This window comes from Lacrimispora sp., assembly GCF_032078915.1.
Lineage (GTDB): Bacteria > Bacillota > Clostridia > Lachnospirales > Lachnospiraceae > Lacrimispora.
In genome coordinates this window covers 142,064-160,963 of sequence record NZ_DAMAUN010000003.1, presented here as the reverse complement: position 1 = coordinate 160,963, position 18,900 = coordinate 142,064, and the positions used below count along the sequence as shown (strand labels likewise).

At 44.9% G+C, this 18,900-nt stretch carries 19 protein-coding genes; 1 reads left to right on the top strand and 18 read right to left on the bottom strand.

Translation table 11 applies throughout. The features are described 5' to 3' along the window. Positions 1–938 (top strand): molybdopterin cofactor-binding domain-containing protein (locus RT269_RS02720; protein ID WP_313180454.1); only part of this gene is annotated, 938 nt, incomplete at its 5' end. Between the two features lie 63 nt (positions 939–1,001). Here RT269_RS02720 and RT269_RS02715 read toward each other — a convergent pair. The 18 genes from RT269_RS02715 to RT269_RS02630 form a co-directional block, all read right to left on the bottom strand. Continuing rightward, the gene (locus RT269_RS02715; RefSeq protein WP_313180453.1) at positions 1,002–1,706 is read right to left on the bottom strand and encodes a hypothetical protein; all 705 of its coding nucleotides are present in this window, start codon (positions 1,704–1,706) and stop codon (positions 1,002–1,004) included. A 130-nt stretch (positions 1,707–1,836) separates the two neighbouring features. Continuing rightward, positions 1,837–2,985, bottom strand: a complete 1,149-nt coding sequence (fucO, locus tag RT269_RS02710) for a lactaldehyde reductase (protein ID WP_313180452.1) — start codon at positions 2,983–2,985, stop codon at positions 1,837–1,839. Positions 2,986–3,134: 149 nt separating this feature from the next. Further along, positions 3,135–3,704 (bottom strand): TetR/AcrR family transcriptional regulator C-terminal domain-containing protein, encoded by a 570-nt coding sequence (locus RT269_RS02705; RefSeq protein ID WP_313180451.1) that lies wholly within the window; start codon positions 3,702–3,704, stop codon positions 3,135–3,137. 100 nt (positions 3,705–3,804) lie between these two features. After that, positions 3,805–4,440: a DUF4318 domain-containing protein gene (locus RT269_RS02700; RefSeq protein ID WP_025233455.1), complete on the bottom strand. Its 636-nt coding sequence runs from the start codon at positions 4,438–4,440 to the stop codon at positions 3,805–3,807. Beyond that, positions 4,433–4,891: a LytTR family DNA-binding domain-containing protein gene (locus RT269_RS02695; protein WP_313180450.1), complete on the bottom strand. Its 459-nt coding sequence runs from the start codon at positions 4,889–4,891 to the stop codon at positions 4,433–4,435. The genes RT269_RS02700 and RT269_RS02695 overlap by 8 nt, the downstream gene beginning before the upstream one ends. A gap of 149 nt (positions 4,892–5,040) precedes the next feature. Next, positions 5,041–5,559, bottom strand: a complete 519-nt coding sequence (gene nrdG / locus RT269_RS02690; RefSeq protein ID WP_313180449.1) for an anaerobic ribonucleoside-triphosphate reductase activating protein — start codon at positions 5,557–5,559, stop codon at positions 5,041–5,043. A gap of 10 nt (positions 5,560–5,569) precedes the next feature. Beyond that, entirely contained in the window at positions 5,570–7,699 is a 2,130-nt protein-coding gene (gene nrdD, locus RT269_RS02685; protein WP_313180448.1) for an anaerobic ribonucleoside-triphosphate reductase, read from the bottom strand. Positions 7,700–7,813: 114 nt separating this feature from the next. Next, positions 7,814–8,434, bottom strand: a complete 621-nt coding sequence (locus RT269_RS02680) for a flavodoxin family protein (protein WP_313180447.1) — start codon at positions 8,432–8,434, stop codon at positions 7,814–7,816. Positions 8,435–8,461: 27 nt separating this feature from the next. Further along, positions 8,462–11,605, bottom strand: coding sequence for a DEAD/DEAH box helicase (locus RT269_RS02675; RefSeq protein WP_313180446.1), 3,144 nt, complete (start codon positions 11,603–11,605; stop codon positions 8,462–8,464). Between the two features lie 22 nt (positions 11,606–11,627). Beyond that, complete coding sequence (gene argS / locus RT269_RS02670; protein WP_313180445.1) at positions 11,628–13,397, bottom strand: arginine--tRNA ligase; 1,770 nt, start codon at positions 13,395–13,397, stop codon at positions 11,628–11,630. Between the two features lie 463 nt (positions 13,398–13,860). After that, positions 13,861–14,418: an elongation factor P gene (gene efp / locus RT269_RS02665; protein WP_313180444.1), complete on the bottom strand. Its 558-nt coding sequence runs from the start codon at positions 14,416–14,418 to the stop codon at positions 13,861–13,863. Positions 14,419–14,529: 111 nt separating this feature from the next. Beyond that, a complete protein-coding gene (gene aroQ / locus RT269_RS02660) occupies positions 14,530–14,958 on the bottom strand; it encodes a type II 3-dehydroquinate dehydratase (RefSeq protein WP_025233464.1) in 429 nt (142 codons plus the stop codon). Positions 14,959–15,108: 150 nt separating this feature from the next. Further along, the gene (locus tag RT269_RS02655; RefSeq protein WP_313180443.1) at positions 15,109–15,618 is read right to left on the bottom strand and encodes a YqeG family HAD IIIA-type phosphatase; all 510 of its coding nucleotides are present in this window, start codon (positions 15,616–15,618) and stop codon (positions 15,109–15,111) included. 7 nt (positions 15,619–15,625) lie between these two features. Continuing rightward, entirely contained in the window at positions 15,626–16,078 is a 453-nt protein-coding gene (gene nrdR / locus RT269_RS02650) for a transcriptional regulator NrdR (protein WP_025233466.1), read from the bottom strand. A 103-nt stretch (positions 16,079–16,181) separates the two neighbouring features. After that, a complete protein-coding gene (locus tag RT269_RS02645) occupies positions 16,182–16,442 on the bottom strand; it encodes a PRC-barrel domain-containing protein (RefSeq protein WP_054789996.1) in 261 nt (86 codons plus the stop codon). Between the two features lie 53 nt (positions 16,443–16,495). After that, positions 16,496–17,323, bottom strand: a complete 828-nt coding sequence (locus RT269_RS02640; RefSeq protein WP_313180442.1) for a DUF975 family protein — start codon at positions 17,321–17,323, stop codon at positions 16,496–16,498. After that, on the bottom strand, positions 17,320–17,667 hold the full coding sequence (locus RT269_RS02635) for a DUF4190 domain-containing protein (protein ID WP_313180441.1): 348 nt from the start codon (positions 17,665–17,667) through the stop codon (positions 17,320–17,322). Before RT269_RS02635 ends, RT269_RS02640 begins: the two co-directional genes overlap by 4 nt. A 315-nt stretch (positions 17,668–17,982) precedes the next feature. Then, the gene (locus RT269_RS02630) at positions 17,983–18,879 is read right to left on the bottom strand and encodes a dihydrodipicolinate synthase family protein (RefSeq protein ID WP_313180440.1); all 897 of its coding nucleotides are present in this window, start codon (positions 18,877–18,879) and stop codon (positions 17,983–17,985) included. Positions 18,880–18,900: the final 21 nt, after the last annotated feature.

Here is an 18,900-nt window from a genome sequence, read left to right as displayed (position 1 = left end):
AGCCAGGCGATGTTCTGCCAAACGGACAGACCGCTGATCCCAATACCAATATGGAAGCCTGCCTTGACGCTGTAAAGGATATTTATTATTCCAATCCTTACGCAGGAATTGCCTGCGGCTTTAAAAATGCAGGAACCGGAATGGGTAAAATGGATGTAGGCCGTGTTCTTCTTTCCATTGAAGAGGAAAAGGTTCATATCCGTACCTCTGCCTCCTGTATGGGCCAGGGAATCGGTCAAATGGTTTTAACCGAAATCTGTCATGCATCAGGACTTGATCCTGCCCTTTTTATCTTTGAAGCGGCAGATACCATAAGGACTCCTAACTCCGGAACCTCCACTGCTTCCCGTCAGACGGTTGTTACCGGGGAAGCAGCCCGCAGAGCCGGCGAAAAACTAAAATGCGCCTTAGACAGCGGAAACAGTCTGGCAGACTTAGAAGGACACGAATTCTTCGGAGAATATTCTGCTCAGACAGATCCTCTGGGAGCCATTAAGGATAATCCCGTGAGCCACGTATCTTATTCCTACGGAACTCAGGTAATTATTTTAAATGAAGAAGGAAAAATCACCAAGGCAGTATCTGCCTTTGATGTGGGAACTCCAGTAAACATTGGGTCCGTGGAAGGCCAGATTGAAGGCGGTATGATCATGGGAATCGGTTACGGCGTCACAGAAGAGTTTAAATGTGAAAACGGATATCCTGCCAGTAAATTCGGTACCATAGGATTTATGAGAGCAGACGAGGCACCTGAACTGGAAGTAATTCTCTGCCAGCCTAAGGAAGAGAATAAACTGCCTTACTCCTTTGGTGCGAAAGGATGCGGGGAACTGTGCATGATCCCCACCTCCCCCGCCTGTGCTCATGCTTACTACAGGCTGGATGGAGTATTCAGGCAGAGCCTGCCTTTAAAGGACACGTATTATAGAAAGAAATAATGGGATTTAAAACTCCCCGCTGTGAGAGACAGATGCAGTTTCTCACAGCGGGGAGTTTTTTCATTATTGCAGCAGCAGTTTTGCATAAAATGCGGTTTGATTCTGATTGACCATGATCTTTGCGGCAGTTTGAAGCCTTTCCTGAGCTTCCTGGCCTAATTTCATGGTTTGAACAGCCGGTTCCATGGTATTGCCTGCGTTTATATAAGACATGCCACAGGGTATGGTCGTGGTAACCAGTTTGGCTGTTTCATAGCAGTCTCTCAAATATCTTCCAAGATTTTCTCCAGACAGCCCTTTCGTATTGCCCCGTATGAAACAGCCGCGTATGGATATGAAACGCAATGTTCTGGCTTCTGCGGCTAATTGGGATAATTCTTCCACCCGGAAGCCAGGCATTGTTCCATTGTCATAAGCTTCCGCAATCACGGAAATTCCTATCACTTCCAGATGTCCCGGAGCCAGATATCCGGCTGCCGCTTCATTGATAAGTTCCATCTCTTTCAAACTGGAAGCAACGAACCTGCATGTCCCAATGGCTGCTTTTATGGCTGCCGGCTCTTTATCAAGAGCCGAGAAATAAATGTCGTTCCTGTCCATTCCGGCCAAAGATGCCAGATGGACAGACCCCCGGTCTTCCGCCTCCAGCGCCCAGCCTTTCTTTATCAGATACTTCACAGTTTCTGTATTCACTTCTCCTTTATAGAGATATTGAAAGCCGGGAAGCATCTCTAAAACTGATTCGGCCTTTTTCATTCGATTATTCATATGGGTCTTCTCCTTATCCATTTATATTACTTTCAGAATAACCGATTTGGATCTTATTTCAAGTTCTTTTTCCATAGATATCGGGGTATCGGAAAAACCTCCTGACCAAGGGCCAAGAGGTTTCTTTTGCTTACATAAGCGATTGATAGAGTTTCATGATATCTTCCAGACTGGCTTCCCTGGGATTTCCCGGAGCGCAGGCATCCGCCGCCGCGGATTCTGCCAGGAACTGCACATCCTCTTTTTTTACTATCTGAGTCAAATCAGCCGGTATCCCTACATCTGCAGACAATTTTTTTACCGAATCAACCGCTGCCTTGCGGTATTCTTCTTCCGTCATTTTCTCGGTTCCTTCCACTCCCATTGCTCTTGCAATGTCACGGTATTTCTCGCCGGTTGTACCGGCGTTAAACTCCATGATGGTAGGAAGCAGTATGGCGTTTGCCACCCCATGAGGCGTGTCATAAACAGCGCCAAGTGCATGAGCCATGGAGTGCACGATACCAAGGCCGCAGTTTGAAAATCCCATTCCCGTAATATACTGGCCCAATGCCATGCCTTCCCGGCCTTCGGCGGTATTTTCCACGGCTCCTCTTAAGCTTTTTCCTATTAATTCAACGGCCTTTAAATTGAACATATCTGTGATGGGGTTGGCACCCTTTGTAATATAACCTTCGATTGCATGGGTCAAGGCATCCATACCCGTGGCGGCAGTCAGGCCCTTTGGCATGCTGGACATCATGTCCGGGTCAACGATGGCAACGATGGGAATATCATGAGGATCCACGCAGACAAATTTGCGTTTCTTTTCCACATCAGTGATCACGTAGTTGATGGTAACTTCCGCTGCCGTACCTGCTGTGGTAGGAACGGCGATGATCGGCACGCTTGGTTTTTTAGTGGGAGCCACTCCTTCCAAGCTTCTCACATCTTCATATTCCGGATTTGCAATGATGATGCCGATGGCTTTTGCAGTATCCATGGAAGAGCCGCCGCCGACCGCTATGATATAATCCGCTCCTGACGCTTTAAATGCCTCTACCCCTGTCTGGACATTTTCTATGGTCGGGTTTGGCTTGATATCCGAATAGATCTCATAATCCATTCCATTTTCTTCCAGGATCTTTGTGATCTTTGAGGTTACGTTAAATTTAATTAAGTCGGGATCAGATGCAAGAAATGCCTTTTGAAATCCTCTTCTTTTTACCTCGCCTGGAATCTCCTGAACTGCGCCGGAGCCGTGGTATGATGTTTCGTTTAATACAATCCTGTTTGCCATGATAACCTCTCCTTCTCCTTATAAATGACATGTTTCTTATGTTATAATTTTAACAACATGCAGGCAAAAAATAAAGTTACAATCAGTATCTTTTGTAACAAATCTTACAAAAAACACAAATTGTAACTTTTATTATATGGCAATCATACCTAAATCAGGCCTGTTTCCGAAAATACTGTTTCCAGTCTGGGAGGCATGGCTTCTGTCAGACTCGCCGCCATCTCGCCCGGAGTCTGCTTCATGCCCGAAAGGACCCATTTCACCGTCATGTATACGGAGCCTCTGCAATACATCTCAAGAAGAAACTGGATTTCCTCAGAAAGCATTTCCTGTCTCTTCCGGGTAATGAGTTCCGTATAAAATCCCATGATCAGTTCAAAATCATGTTCTTTTAAAGAATTATAATCGTCGGAACGGAACGCCTCCGTAAAGAATACCTTTTCCTTCTTGATGAATTCGAATTTTTCCTTCAGGCTCTGACGTACGGTTTTATCCACCCCGATCTGGGCAAAGGATTCCAGCACCAGCTTGTCAAAATACCAGTTGATCAAATCGTACTTATCCTTAAAATTCCGGTAAAAGGTTTGTCTGGTCATCCCGCACCCGTCCACAATGTTCTGGACTGTAATTTTATCCACGGGCTTGGTTTTCATGCAATCCTTTATGGAATCGGCCAGACGGTATTTTGTTTTTTCACTTTTCCTTGGATTGTCAGTCATGTTCCGCTCCTGTCCTGTTCATTCTATTTCCTCTATTTTACCACAGGTTTCCAGGTTTGTGAACACACTCATCTTTCGGCTGATTTCGGGCCATGGCCAATTAAAGCTTTGTAATGTCCATGGTATACACAGGTCCTCCATACGTATAGTAACTCCTTAAATCCACCTCATGAAGAACTCCGTCAAGCTTAACCACAGCCGGAATATCCCGTTCTATATATTCCAGGCTCAAGCGGTTTTTGATGCAGTAATTTTCCAGGACAGAGAAAAATTCTTCTTTAGTGCCTGGCTTTTCATTTAAATCAATGACAAGGGTACGTCCTCCCTTTGCTTTATTCAGTTCATTGGCAGTACGCTTTGCATAAAGGTAATTTAACGCCCATCTCCCAACAAGCACCACAGCATCCGATAAGATGATGTATCTTAAATAATCCGGAAGAAATGCAGCAAGAAACAATAAGAGAACTAATAAAATATCAAACCAGTACATAAAAGCCATGCCCCGCAGCCAGCTTAAATCCATTTCAGGCAGCTGTTTTAAGAGCTGGAGGAGGCAGCCTGCCGCAAGATAAATGAGAAAAAAAAGGCCCAGGCGGTCCATGATAATCTCCAGCCCCTGTCTGCCGGAGAAAAGCCAAAGTCCCATTAAAGCACCTACAAATAAAATCATCCCCAAATCGGCTCCGGAAAACATAATTTCCCAAAAAAGCTCTCTTTTTCCCTCGTTTCTATTCATAATGCCTCGCCTCCAAAATCCTGTCTTTTACCTCTTTTAAATATTTCCTGGAAATATAAGTCACCTGGGAATTTATCATAGAGACCTTCATAAGCCCATTGAGCATAGGAGTATAGGTCCTTACCTTATCTATATTCATGATCACAGACTTGGATATCCGGATGAAATTAGACGGAAGAAGCCGCTCCAGTTCGTAAAGTCTCTTATTTGTCTCAAAGGTTTCCTCTTTCGTATGGACCACCTGTTTTTCCATTACCGTTTCAATCAAATAAATCTCAGGGCTCGGAACCCGGCAGATTTTTTCTTCCTTCTGGCACAAGAGCGTTACCGACCGGAACAAATCCTGTTCTAAATATTCTGCAAGACGGTCCACCGCCTCATCCCTCTCATGGATGTACAGCTCCGCAGATTCTTCCGCATCATGGCTGACTGTTTTAATATTGACCTTCATACTGCTTCCTCCTGACTGCCAGTTCATCATATCATATTCAAACCGGTTTTTACAGGGATTATGGGTAAGTGGCCGGTTATAAACGGTAAGAAGCTAAAACAGGGTATTTTGCCGCCGCCTTTACGGCGGACTGCAAAATACCCTGTTTTTTATTCCCACAATACGATCTTTCCCATATCAAGGGATTCCTGCACTTTAATGATCCTCTGATTGGATGACCCTTTAAACCGCAGCTTTAAATCCTTTTTTTCCACTTCAAACTTTCCGTCTACCATGACATCCAGACAGTCTAAGATCCGTCTTGTCTCTGGAATCTTTCCTGCCATGTCTCCCAGAATATCCTTTTCAAAATCATAGCCGGTGTAGCACCAGATCGTCTTATCCGGAAAACGCTCTTTTACTTTCTCTACCAAAGACAGGATGCCTTTCTGATTATTGGGATCCATAGGTTCTCCCCCCAGAAGGCTTAAGCCGGCAATATAGGTATGGTTTAAATATTCCAGTATTTTTGATCCGGTTTCCGGACTATATTCCTGGCCGTAATGAAAATCCCAGGCTTCGGAATTAAAACACTCCTTGCAGCGGTGATTGCATCCGCTGACAAATAAAGATACCCTGACCCCCGGGCCGTTCGCTACATCCGTAGGCTTTATGGTCGCATAATTCATGGCACACCTCCTATAAATGAAGGACTCTGGATTTGATCTCCTTTGTCTTTCCGGCATTCCAGAAATTCTCTCCCAGATAGCCGCAGGTTCTTCTGGTCACATTCATCCGCCTCTTATCCTTGTTATGGCACTGAGGGCATTCCCAATCCATATCTTCGTTGATAATGATCTCACCGTCAAAACCGCATTCCTGGCAATAATCTGATTTGGTGTTAAACTCTGCGTACTGGATGTTATCGTAAATGAATTTCACCACTTCTTCCATAGCTTCCAGATTGTTCTGCATATTAGGAACCTCCACATAGGAAATGGCCCCGCCCGAGGAAATAGTCTGGAACTGGCTCTCAAAGGTGAATTTGCTGAACGCATCAATGGATTCCCGCACATCAACGTGATAGGAGTTGGTGTAATAGCCCTTGTCCGTCACATCAGGTATGTTTCCGAACCGCTCCCGGTCAATTTTGGCAAACCGGTAGCAGAGAGATTCCGCCGGTGTTCCGTATAAGCCAAAGCCGAGTCCGGTCTGCTTTTTCCACTGGTCTACAACCTTCCGCATATAATTCATGACGCGGAGAGCAAACTCTTCTCCTACCGGATCTGTCTGGCTGACCCCCTTCATAAGCTTTGTCGTCTCATAAAGGCCGATGTATCCTAACGATATGGTAGAATAGCCATTTTGAAGGAGCGGGTCGATCTTTTCACCTTTTTTAAGCCTTGCAATGGCGCCGTACTGCCAATGGATCGGACTTACATCGGAAAGGGTGCCTTCCAGTGACTTATGTCTGCACATCAGAGCCTCATAGCATAGATCCAGACGTTCATCCAAAATCTTCCAGAACGTATCTTCATCTCCCTTTGCCTGAATACCGATCTGCGGCAGGTTAAGACTTACCACTCCCTGATTAAATCTTCCCTCAAACTTGTAATTGCCATTCTCATCCTTCCAGGTAGAAAGGAAGCTCCGGCAGCCCATGCAGCTGAATACATTCCCTTCGTAATTTTCCCTCATTTTCTTAGCAGAAATATAATCCGGATACATGCGTTTCGAGGAGCATTTCACTGCCAGCTTCGTTATGTAATCATATCTTCCGCCCTTTAAGCAGTTATTCTCATCTAAAACATAGATCAGTTTAGGAAATGCAGGAGTGACATATACGCCTGCTTCGTTCTTGATCCCCTCAAGCCTCTGTCGGAGGACCTCCTCCACGATCATGGCATTTTCCTTTAAGTATTCGTCGTTTTCATCAAGGCATAAGAACAGGGTCACAAAGGGGGCCTGCCCGTTGGTTGTCATTAAGGTGTTGATCTGGTACTGAATGGTCTGGACACCGGATTTCAGCTCATCTCCCAGGCGGATGGCAGCCATCTTTTCCACCATCTCAGGAGAAACCGTATCACCGAATTCCACACGGATCTGCTTATGGAATTTATCATTGCTTTTTCTTAAATATTTGCCCAAATGCCGGATATCTACGGACTGTCCGCCATACTGGTTGCTTGCAACAGCCGCTATGATCTGGGTCATGACCGTACACGCCACCTGAAAACTCTTAGGACTCTCGATCATTTTTTCATTCATCACGGTGCCGTTATCCAGCATATCACCGATATTGATCAGACAGCAGTTAAAAATCGGCTGTACGAAATAATCCGCATCGTGAAAGTGAATGGATCCCTGGTCATGGGCTAGAGAAATCCTCTCCGGAAGCAGCATTCTTCTGGTTAAGTCTCTGGACACCTCTCCAGCGATGTAATCTCTCTGAGTCGATGCCAGAATGGTATTCTTGTTGGAATTTTCCTCTGCCAGTTCCTTGTTCTCATTTTTAATCAGCTTTAAGATAGACTCATCGGTTGTGTTTGCCTTCCGAAGCAGAGCCCTTTGGTAACGGTAAATGATGTATTTTTTGGAAAGCGTATATTTGTTCTTATTTACCAGACTGCTCTCGATCATGTCCTGAATGGCTTCCACACTGATCACGCCGTCGTTATCTCTCTCCACATGATCCAGTATTGTATCAATCATTTCCTCACCAGCCCGCTCAAAAGCTTCCACCTCTGCATTGGCTTTCCGAATGGCTGTAATGATTTTATCCCTGTCATACTCCACAATTCTGCCGTCACGTTTTTGAACTTTAATCATCCCTGTCACCTTAACCTCTTCTATATTTTGTATCTCTAAGTTTTGAATCACTACATATAGTGCCTATCTCATTATACACCACAACCAAAAAAAGTAAAGGGAATTTTTTCTTGTTTATCGTATGAAATTTGTCCTTGGGATTTCTTCCCAGGCGGGAAGGCTGATTCCTGCGGCCTTTCCTACCTCAAGACATTTTAAAAGCCATGCCATATTTTTTCCGAGAGCTCTCATGGTGTGAAGCCCTTCCAGATCCTGCTCCACCTCCTGAGGCGTAAATCCGTGAACCATGTTCCAGTAAGTGGAAGAAACCACCGGCATCTGGGCAATGGTGAAATATTTGTTTAAAACATCAAGAGAAGCGGTGGTTCCTGCCCTCCGGGCGGAAACAACCGCTGCTCCAGGCTTAAAGGCAAAATCCCTTCCCGCATAAAACAAACGGTCCAGGAAGGAAAGCACGGTGCCGTTGGGAGAAGCATAATGAACAGGGGAACCTACGATCAGCCCTTCCGCTGTTTCCATTTTATCAAGCACCTGATTAACCAAATCATAAGTAAATACGCATCTTCCTGTTTCTGAACATTTCTGGCAGGCAATACATCCATGGACAGACTGGCTCCCTACGTGAAGGATTTCTGTCTCAATGCCTTCCTCATTCAAGGCCCATTCCACCTCAAGAAGGGCACGGTTGGTACAGCCTCTCTCATGAGGGCTCCCATTTAACATTAGTACTTTCATCACTTATCCATCCTTTCATTCAATGAACTATATATCCAAAAGCCCCAATAAATCCTCTTTGGTCAGATTACTTAAGGACACGGTTCCCTCTGTTATAATCTGTTCTGCCAAATCCTTTTTGGATTCCTGAAGCTTTAAAATATTTTCCTCAATCGTACCCTTTGTGATCAGCTTGAATACACTCACCTGCTTCTCCTGGCCGATCCGGTGGGCCCGGTCCGTGGCCTGGTTCTGAGCTGCCACATTCCACCATGGATCAAAGTGTATGACCACATCCGCCGCAGTCAGGTTAAGTCCTGTACCGCCTGCCTTTAAGGAAATGAGGAACAGGGGAATCTCATCATCTTTAAAGGAATTTACCATATGGAGCCTGTCTTCTTTTGGAGTTGCCCCAGTCAGCATATAGAATGGAACCGCCTCTTTTTTCAGCCGTTGTCCGATCACAGCAAGCATAGAGGTAAACTGGGAAAAGAGCAGGATCTTGTGCCCGCCTTCTACCCCGTTCCGAACCAGGTCAATGCAGGTTTCCAGCTTTGCGGATCCCCCTTTGTAATTCTCATAGCATAAATGAGGATCGCAGCAGATCTGACGGAGTCTGGTAAGCGCCGAAAGGATCTGGATGTTATCCCTTCCCGAACTGCCATCTAAGCTCTCAAGCTCCTGCTTTAAGCGGAATGCGTTTGCGGCATACAGTTCTTTCTGCTCTTTGTCAAAAGCGGAATAAACAATGGTTTCCAGCTTGTCCGGCAATTCTTTCAGCACATCTTTCTTAAGCCGTCTTAAAAGAAAGGGGCCGATCAGGCGGTGAAGGCTCTCCAGCGCCGGTCTTTCCTGGTCCCGGACAATGGGAAGTTCATATTCTTTTTTAAATTTCCGATAGGAGAAGAGAAATCCTGGCATCAGGAAATCAAAAATGCTCCACAGCTCTGATAAACGGTTTTCAATGGGAGTACCGGTTAAAGCAAACCGGTTTCCTGCATCAATGCTTTTTACCGCTCTTGCACTCTGAGTGGATGCATTTTTGATGTACTGGGCCTCATCAATGACCTGAAACCGGAAGAACTTATCCTTATAAAGATCAATATCCCGTTTTAATAGGTCATAAGACGTGATCAGCACATCTTTCTCATCTGTATGCATTAACAACTCTTCCCGCTCCCCTGCCTGGCCGGTGATCGTCGCAACTTTAAGAGAGGGAGCAAAGATGTGAAACTCATTCTCCCAGTTGTATACTAAGGATGCAGGGCAGACGATAAGGGATGTTGTATGTTCCTTTTTACCTGCTTCATCAAGGAGCAGGGTTATGATCTGGATGGTCTTTCCAAGTCCCATATCATCGGCAAGGATTCCCCCAAAGCCATAGCTGTCCAACGTCTTAAGCCAGCGGTATCCAGTCTTCTGATACCCTCTCAGCACATGGCACAGGGGCTGGGGGACCTCAAAATCACTGTCCTCCACAGACTTCATTCCCCGAACCACCGCCTTATAGAGCTGGTCCCGGTAAAGGGTAATGCCGCTTCCCTCTTTCAGAATGCTGTCCAGATAAAGCGCCCTGTACTTGGGAAGACGGAACGACTTGCCCAGCTTATCAGGGTCAGCAGATAAGCCCTCAATCAGCTTTGCAACCGTCATAAGCCCGTTGTCGTCAAGACTTATAAATTCCCCGCTTTTTAAGCGGTAATACTTCTTTTTCTGACTGTATACTTCCAAAAGCCGGCTTAAATCCTCCCCTGACAGCCCAGCCGTATCCACGTCCAGTTCCAGCCAGTTCCCTACGCTCCGGACTCCGATGGATACCTTGGGAGGAGGAAGAACTTTTAACTTTTTAAAGGATTCTGAAAAATAAACCTCTCCCAATGCCATGAACTCACTCATCCCTGAAGTAAGCAACCGGTATACCGCTTCCTCATCATCCCGAATAGCAGGATATTCCGATTCATATTCTTTATATTTAAAGTAGCGGGTTATCAGGCGGCTGATGCGGAACTCTCCCGGCACATCCCGGCACACGGTACGGGGAAGGCGCTCATCTTCTACCGGCTGGAACGAATAGTCTCCATAGGAAAGGGTCGGCTTTAAAATCAGCCCGCCCTGCCCATCGGAATCAAAGTCAAACCTTGCCTTTAACTCCTCCGGTTTATAAGCTTCCAGATCCAGTTCTTTGGAATCAATGGTGCAGTAGGCAGCGATCCTTTTTAAAACCCGTTCATAAAAAAGAGGCATATCCTTGTCATTGATTTCCGTTTCATAAGAAGGTTTGAACCCTTCCATCATCTGCCCCAGAAACACGGAGAGGGCCTCACTGCAGGGCTGGTCACAGCAGTACAAGTATTTCATATCTGCAAGATATAAGCGGTGTTCCCCCTCAAAGGTCAAAAGCTCCCGGTCAACGGACACTAAAACCCCATCCCGTCCCTGGCGCTTTACCGTAACCTTTAAGTTGGGATTGCGGTCAACGATCATCAGCTTCCGCTTCTGCCCCTTGTAATCTTCAAATTCCAGGGTCTCTCCCATCATGATTCCAAAAAAACGGTCCCGGTTTGCGCGGCTTAAATTTAAAAACCGCAGGACAGGTTTCGTGGAAAAGGAACTTTTCTGAAACTGTTCATAATGCTCACAGTATGCATTTACAATCTCCAGTACAAATTCCAGAAGAGGGCGGCTCTCCTTCGCAAAGGCGGAAGGGCTGTGATGGAACGCCAGATTTTTGCCGTATTCCACATAGGTGCCGTTTTCTACCGCATTTGCAAATGCAGCCAGATCCTTTACCATGTAAAGCCGGTCTTTTCCAAGCTTAAACTCCAGCTTTACTTCTCTTCGGCTGATGAGGAGGGATAGGGAAAGTTTCACCTGCTCCTCTTCTCCCTCGCTCATGATCCGGGACACCTCCCGGTTGGTATATTCCCGGATCATGGCCCTTGCCTGCTGGGAAGTGAGTACAGGCCTTCCAGGGTTTGACTCCTGCTCTTTATACACCTCAAACAGAGCTTTGCAGTGAGGACACATCCCCCGGTAGGAATTTCCCTGGGCACAAGAACAAGAGTAGTCAAAAACCTGACTACCCTTGATATGCAAATTTGCCTTATATTCCTTTCCCTGATCCTCCACCAGGGCACTGACACCTGATTCACCCTTCCAGAAGGTATTTGTCGTCAAGTGTAATACTCTCATAGTTCCTCACATCCGTTCACCATTACATTCGTTCCGGCGCCTCGATTCCCAGTACGCCAATACATGCATTTAATACATCCTTGGTAAGCCTGATCAAACGGATCCAGGATGCCTGCCGTTTTTTATCCTCTTCGGATATGATCTTGGTATCATGGTAAAAACGGTTAAATGCATTGGCAAGTTCATAAATGTACTGGCATATCTTATGGGGCGCAAGCTCCGTAAAGCCTGTTTCCATGATTTCGTTATATCTGGAAAGCTGGAGCATCAGATCTTTTTCCGCCTCCGATGCAGCTGCAAGAATCTGCTCCTCACCCTGGTATTTATCTTCAAGGCCCTGGTATTTTGCCAGAATGGACTTAATTCTTACGATCGTATAAAGGATGTAAGGGCCGGTATTTCCCTCAAAGGATACGAAACGGTCCATGTCAAACACATAGTCCTTGGATGCCTGATTAGACAGGTCCCCATACTTTAAGGCTGCCATTCCCACGATCTTTGATGTTTCATCCGCTTCTTTCTCAGAAACGGTACGGTTCTCCATGATCTTTTCATAAGCTGCCTGGCTGATGTCAGATATCAGTGTTTCCAGACGCATAACTCCGCCGTCCCTTGTCTTAAAGGGCTTACCGTCTTTTCCATTCATGGTGCCGAAGCAAAGATGAGACATCTTCTTATCCTGTGATACAAAGCCGGCCTTTTTCGCTACACGGAACACCTGGACAAAATGCAGTTCCTGACGTTTATCCGTAATATAGATGTACCAGTCAGGCTTTATATCTTTCTCCCGTTCAATGATGGTTCCAAGATCAGAAGTGGAATAAAGGGCAGCACCGTCAGACTTTCTTACAATACAGGGAGGAAGTTCTTTGGTATCCCCCTCTTCTCCAATATCCACAACAAGGGCTCCCTGGCTTTCATAGGCAAGGCCCTTATCTTCCAGTTCCTTTATCAAATCGGCAATATAGGGTTCCGCATCGCTTTCCCCTTTCCATAAATCAAAGGAAACATTGAGATTTCCGTAGTTTTTCTTTAAATCAGAAACAGATACTTCTATAATATGGCGCCAGATGGCACGGTAAGGCCTGAAACCGTTTTGCAGTTTCAAAGTGGCATCATGGGCTCTGGTACTGAATCCCTCATCTGATTTGGCTTTTGAACTGGCCGCAGGGTATATCTCTTCCAGCTCACTGATGGTAAAGGGTGCTTCCTTTGGATACTCCCCTTCAAAGGACTCGTCAAAATAAGGCAGCTCCGGTTTTCTGTCCTTAAGCTCCTCAATGATCAGTCCCATCTGAAGGCCCCAGTCTCCCAGGTGAACATCTCCAATGACATGATGTCCAAGAAAACGGCCCATTCTCTTAATACTCTCCCCGATGATCGCGGAACGAAGATGGCCTACGTGCAGAGGCTTTGCAACATTGGCTCCGCCGTAATCCACCACAATTGTCATGGGATTTTCTGTTTTTTCACAGCCGGACTGTTCTTCATCAGCCATGCCGTTCATATAGTCTGCCAGATAATCTGAGTTAAGTTTTAGATTGATAAATCCCGGCATCACTGCATCCACCGCAGCAAATACATGACTGGCCGCAAGCTTTGCCACTACTTCCGATGCAATATCAAATGGTTTCTTTTTATAGGCCTTGGCTGCCGCCATGGCTCCGTTGCACTGGTATTCGCAAAGGTCCGGGCGATTCGATAAGGTTACCTTTGCATAAGCCTCATCATATCCGCAGTCCGCAAATGCTGCCTTCATCTCTGCTGTAATCAAATCAAGAATCTTCTTCATCAGTTCCTGGTCTCCTTTTTCTATTCCAGATATTTCTACGCTAAATATTAATTATATTACAAGTGACCTTAAAAATCAAATTCTTTTCCCTTTTCTTTTCCAAAACTGTACTGCTCCATGATCTTCAGCCACATGGACAGGAATCAGTGATCCGGTAATAAAATAAGCGCCTTTTTAAGTTATGAGGATCCCGCAATCCTTATCTTTTCCCAAAAAGGTGCTTTCTTTTTACTATTTTATAATATTTACCTTCTATGCCTGCAATATTCTCTTATTGCATTTCCCCGTATTTAAATATTTTCCCGTATTATTCTGCACGGATTGCCATATGCAATCTGATGATCAGGTATAAAAACAACGCAGGAATATTTGAACGATCCTTTCTACGTTGCTTTCTCAATACCAAACATAAATCATATATAATTAATAAAAGGACCTTGCAGATCGCCCGGTCCTTTTCCTTTTATACTCTGGACAGGTATTCACCTGTACGTGTATCAATCTTAATCTTGTCACCCTGATCTACAAACAAGGGAACATATACCACTGCACCGGTCTCAACCGTAGCTGGCTTAGTCGCTCCCTGAGCGGTATCACCCTTGAATCCCGGCTCTGTATCTGTAATAACCAACTCCACGAATAATGGAGGCTCTACGGAATATACCTTACCATTATAAGAACATACCTTAACCGTCTCATTCTCTTTTACAAACTTTAACGCATCACCGATTACATCTGGAGTTAACGCTATCTGCTCATAGGTATTCGTATCCATAAAGTTATGAAGATCTCCATCAGCATACAGATACTGCATGTCAAATCTATCGATTCTTGCCTGTGGGAACTTCTCTGTCGGGCGGAATGTGCGCTCGTTAATGCCGCCGTTTAACACATCTTTAATCTTAGTTCTTACGAATGCAGCACCCTTTCCAGGTTTTACATGCTGGAACTCCATAATCTGATAAAAAGTACCCTCGATCTCCAATGTGATACCGTTTCTAAAATCACCCGCTGATATCATAAATGATATTCCTCCTTGAATTTCTCTTCTTAACCTTTTATATTCTATACTATAACAAATACATTTTCAACAGTTTTTTACAAATATCTCCCATTTCTTGAATCGGAGCAATTATTTTCCTGTTAAATAATCCATTGCAAGAGCATATCCCTTAAGCCCCAGACCAACTACTTGTCCGGTACAAACAGGCGCAGTTACCGATGTATGGCGGAACTCCTCTCTCTTATGGACATTGGATATATGGACTTCAACCTTGGGAATCTCTACGGAACCCAGGGCATCTCTAACGGCATAGCTGTAATGGGTAAACGCTCCGGGATTAATGATAATCCCTTCTGTTCCATTGTGATATGCCTCCTGAATTTTGTCGATGATTCCGCCTTCATAATTGCTTTGAAAGACTTCCAGCTCATGACCTTCTCTCTGCGCTTTTTCTTCCAGCATGGATACCAGCGCATGATAATCCTCTGTTCCGTATATTCCCTTTTCGCGGATTCCTAAAAAGTTTAGATTCGGGCCGTTTAATACAAGAATTTTCATATCCCTTTTACCACCTTTTCTCCCATGCCTTCCGGGCAAAGCATCTTCTGTATGCCCCGGATCAGCCGGCTTGTCCGGACCGTCTCATCCGTATTATAACCTGTCAGGCTGTCTTTTACCCGTCAGAAATGTTCTTTCACCTGATACTGTTCACTTTTTTCTTTTCTTATCTCTGTGATAAAAATACAGTACAACTGCTTCTAAATATCTCTTTAAAACAATTTGGATTTCTTCTTTTGGATGAATCGGCCTGACCAGAATGCTGTAGATTCCGGCTCTTTTGGCCCCATAAACATCGGTAAAGAGCTGATCCCCCACGAAAACCGTATGTTTCGCATCCGTTTTCATGAATTCCATCGCTCTTTGATAGCCTTTTCTCCAGGGCTTGTTTCCTTTATATATATAATGAGGGCTGCCCGCAGCCCTGGCAAAGGAAGCCACTCTCGGCTCTTTGTTGTTGGAAAGGAGGCAGGATTCCATCCCAAGCTTATGCAGATGTAAAAACAATTTCTTAGCTCTTTCATCTGCGGGCGCATCATGAGGCACCAGAGTATTGTCAATATCAAAAATCACACCTCTGATCCCATTCTTATATAATTCTTCGAAGGATATGTCGTATGCTGATGCCGCATCTTCATCCGGATAAAATACTTTAAACATATATCTCCTACTTTTTCAATAGTTTTCCTATTTCTTCCATAAACGTACTCACATCTTTAAATTCCCTGTATACGGAAGCAAAGCGCACATAAGCAACCTCATCCACTTCCTGCAGCTTTTTCATGACAAGCTCTCCGATCACCGTGCTCTCCACTTCTTTTTCTTCACGGTTGAAAACCTGGGTTTCTATCTCATCTACCATGGAATCAATCTGCTGGGATGATACCGGCCGCTTATGGCAGGAATGAAGAATTCCTGATTCTATTTTTGAACGGTCATAAACTTCTCTGGAATTATCCTTCTTAATAACCATAAGGGGCATGGTCTCAAGCTTTTCATAGGTGGTAAACCTCTTTCCGCATTTCTCGCATTGTCTGCGGCGTCTGATGGAGCTGTTGTCGTCTGCTGGTCTGGAATCAATGACCTTGGTGTCTGCTTCATTGCAAAATGGACATTTCACGTTTCTGGTCCTCCTGTCTACGGACTGTAATTATAGTGTCACAAATCGAACTTCGTTTTATATATCATAGCTTACAATCCAAAGATCCGCAAGCCCATCCTCCTTATATCCCGCATCTTTCCGTTGCCTTTTCCAAATCCACATTTACAAGGATGATGTCCGGACCCACCTGCCTTATGTCGCAGAAGGGAATTACAAACTCCTTTTCCCTGACTAAAAAGCCGCAAAAGCACCCTGGTCCTGGTACAATTATGGCTAAAAGGCATCCTGTTTCCATGTCAAAATCCACATCACCAACATAACCGAGGCGTCTGCAGTCACAAATATTAATTACCTCTTTTTGTTTTAGTTCACAAATTCGCATAGGATACACCTCCTTAGTATATTCTATGCGCATACCTCATGCATGACACGGCTCTACCACTGATTTTCCTGGTTCCACATGGATTCAAAGGAAACCTCCTCACCTCTTCCAGGGGTGTTCCGGGAAAGCCGTTCCTTAAGATCCAGATAATATTCTGTCATAGTCGCTTGAATATAAGGGATGACCCAGAGTAAACCAATACCCATGGAGCAGTATCCCAAGACTACCATACCGATGAAGCTTATGAAAAGGTAAAAATAGCCTCCCTTATTGCCCTTCATCATGGCTGCACTATCCTTAAGACTCCCAATTACCCTCTGATCCGGAGACTCGATGAGAAGGAACATGGACTGGGATAAATACAGCGTTGTTATGATATTTCCAATAAGCAGAAGCAGGTACGTAAGCACCAGCAGTACTATCATGATCGGGATAAATTCAGTGATGACTGCTACAATGAGTACTACAAAGTACGGAATCCCCCAGGCAAATCCAATGAGAAGATTTATAAAATAAAGTCCTAAAAACCTATGTGGCTTGTTCTGAAAAGCAAAGAGCAGATCAGACAATTTGGCGGTGTGGCCATTGCACATATCCATATAAATCTTAAGTACTCCCGGTTTTAAAAGACTGTAAACAGAGAGAATGATCAGGAATGAGATATAAACCCCTGCCTTCAGGATCACATTTCCTGCAGATACGCTGCCGCCATTAAAAAGAGGATCTCTTACCAGTCCCATAGAAAAGGATGTTAAAATACAAACCAGTGTTATAGCCAGAAGAATGGCGAACTCTATAAACTGGATGCCGATACACAAGCCGTATCTGCCTTTCAAAGAACGCTTGGCACGACTTTTAAGTTCTGATGATGAAGTTTTCATGAAAACACACCTCCCAGCCCCAGGCCGCTCATCGCCGCAGTTCCGACAAATACGATTATTACCAATACAACAAGCACAATGGCAATGGATGAAGTAATAAGGCCTGCCTTTGCATAGCCTTCAAACCTGTCTTCTGTCCTGGAAAGCAGGGCAAACAGAATTCCAAGGCTTCCGAAAATCAATCCTCCGTAACAGCAGCAGGAGGTTATAATTCCAAGAATCCCCATGACCAGAGAGGCCAGGGCCATGTTGCTCTGTACCGGACTCTCCGGCTGTTTATATACGGCATCGCGATCCCAATCCTGGTTTTCCTGCCAGGAACCATCTTGATTATCCTGATCCATTTCTATCATCTCCCTTTCTGTCATAATATATAACTTATTCGAACTTGCATAGCAAGTGAAGATAAAAGGGCTGCTTTTCAGCCCGTTCATCTGATTATCGAAAGGGCTTTTACTTTCGATCATATGGCAATTATACAATATTTTCCATTATCTGTAAAATCAATATTTAATTTGTCGAAAAACCTGGGAATGAAATTCTGTAAGGACAACCCCTAATAAGGCGTTTTATAATTCAATAAAAAGAACATTCTTCAGCGGATACCCGTTTAAGAATGTTCTTTTTCCTGCTTTTAAAAAAACTCTATTCCTATTCGTTTATCGAAGCAATCCCTCTTCCTTAAGAATCAGTTCAAGCCGCCTGGTCTCTTCCTCCGTAGCTTCCTGCATGGGCCGGGCGCATACGGACTTCATGGGTACCCTGCAAAGCACCATGGCTTTTTTTATAATAGGTACAAACTGCTCTCCCACATCGTATACCGCCATAAGCCGGTCGATCCTCCTCTGGTATTCCCTCAGCAGCCCGAAATCCTCCCTCCTGGCCGCCTCAGCAAGAGCAGAAGCTGTCTCCGGTGCAAAATTGGATAACCCGGCGATACAGCCGTTTCCTCCGATTATCACATTATGGGAAAAGAATTCATCAAATCCCGAATAGATCAGGAATTCGGGAAATTCTTTCTTCACTGTCTGAATCAAAGCTCTGGTATGCCCCATGACATCAACTGTGTCCTTAATCCCTACAATATTCTTCCTCCTGCGGGCCAGCTCAAGAACTATCTGGGGCTTTAGGTCATACCCGGTTCTTGCGGGGAAATTATACAGCAGCAGCGGGCCTTCTATCCTTCCGGCCAGAGTATCATAAAAGTCCAGAACAGCGCTGTCCGGCAGATTAAAGTAATAGGGAGGGATGACCATAACTCCGTCTGCGCCCTGCTCCAGGGCATAGCGGGACAGCTCTACACATTCTTCAAAAACCGTTCCACCGGTGCCTGCATAAACCGTTACCCGATGATCCACATAAGCAAGCGCCTCTCGGATCATCCGTTTCTTCTCTTCCTGCGGAATGGCAAAAAACTCTCCGATACTTCCAAGAATCAGAATTCCATCCATTCCTCCTGCTATGAGATGGTCGTATATCTGCCTATTGGCCTCCATGTCCACATGATAGTCTTTTGTAAATGCCGTCACTGCCGGTGTTATATATTTTGCATTCATCGAATCAGCATCCTCCCTTTC

What these genes read in the sequence shown, in the direction of transcription:
- nrdD (WP_313180448.1), bottom strand. Translation starts at nt 7,699, where the DNA reads ATGATTAAAGTTCAAAAACGTGACGGCAGAATTGTGGAGTATGACAGG.
- RT269_RS02630 (WP_313180440.1), bottom strand. Translation starts at nt 18,879, where the DNA reads ATGAATGCAAAATATATAACACCGGCAGTGACGGCATTTACAAAAGAC.
- RT269_RS02680 (WP_313180447.1), bottom strand. Translation starts at nt 8,434, where the DNA reads ATGAAAGTACTAATGTTAAATGGGAGCCCTCATGAGAGAGGCTGTACC.
- RT269_RS02645 (WP_054789996.1), bottom strand. Translation starts at nt 16,442, where the DNA reads ATGCGAATTTGTGAACTAAAACAAAAAGAGGTAATTAATATTTGTGAC.
- RT269_RS02675 (WP_313180446.1), bottom strand. Translation starts at nt 11,605, where the DNA reads ATGAGAGTATTACACTTGACGACAAATACCTTCTGGAAGGGTGAATCA.
- RT269_RS02695 (WP_313180450.1), bottom strand. Translation starts at nt 4,891, where the DNA reads ATGAAGGTCAATATTAAAACAGTCAGCCATGATGCGGAAGAATCTGCG.
- RT269_RS02640 (WP_313180442.1), bottom strand. Translation starts at nt 17,323, where the DNA reads ATGAAAACTTCATCATCAGAACTTAAAAGTCGTGCCAAGCGTTCTTTG.
- aroQ (WP_025233464.1), bottom strand. Translation starts at nt 14,958, where the DNA reads ATGAAAATTCTTGTATTAAACGGCCCGAATCTAAACTTTTTAGGAATC.
- RT269_RS02635 (WP_313180441.1), bottom strand. Translation starts at nt 17,667, where the DNA reads ATGGATCAGGATAATCAAGATGGTTCCTGGCAGGAAAACCAGGATTGG.
- RT269_RS02700 (WP_025233455.1), bottom strand. Translation starts at nt 4,440, where the DNA reads ATGAATAGAAACGAGGGAAAAAGAGAGCTTTTTTGGGAAATTATGTTT.
- nrdG (WP_313180449.1), bottom strand. Translation starts at nt 5,559, where the DNA reads ATGAATTATGCGACCATAAAGCCTACGGATGTAGCGAACGGCCCGGGG.
- RT269_RS02655 (WP_313180443.1), bottom strand. Translation starts at nt 15,618, where the DNA reads ATGTTTAAAGTATTTTATCCGGATGAAGATGCGGCATCAGCATACGAC.
- efp (WP_313180444.1), bottom strand. Translation starts at nt 14,418, where the DNA reads ATGATATCAGCGGGTGATTTTAGAAACGGTATCACATTGGAGATCGAG.
- fucO (WP_313180452.1), bottom strand. Translation starts at nt 2,985, where the DNA reads ATGGCAAACAGGATTGTATTAAACGAAACATCATACCACGGCTCCGGC.
- argS (WP_313180445.1), bottom strand. Translation starts at nt 13,397, where the DNA reads ATGAAGAAGATTCTTGATTTGATTACAGCAGAGATGAAGGCAGCATTT.
- RT269_RS02705 (WP_313180451.1), bottom strand. Translation starts at nt 3,704, where the DNA reads ATGACTGACAATCCAAGGAAAAGTGAAAAAACAAAATACCGTCTGGCC.
- RT269_RS02715 (WP_313180453.1), bottom strand. Translation starts at nt 1,706, where the DNA reads ATGAATAATCGAATGAAAAAGGCCGAATCAGTTTTAGAGATGCTTCCC.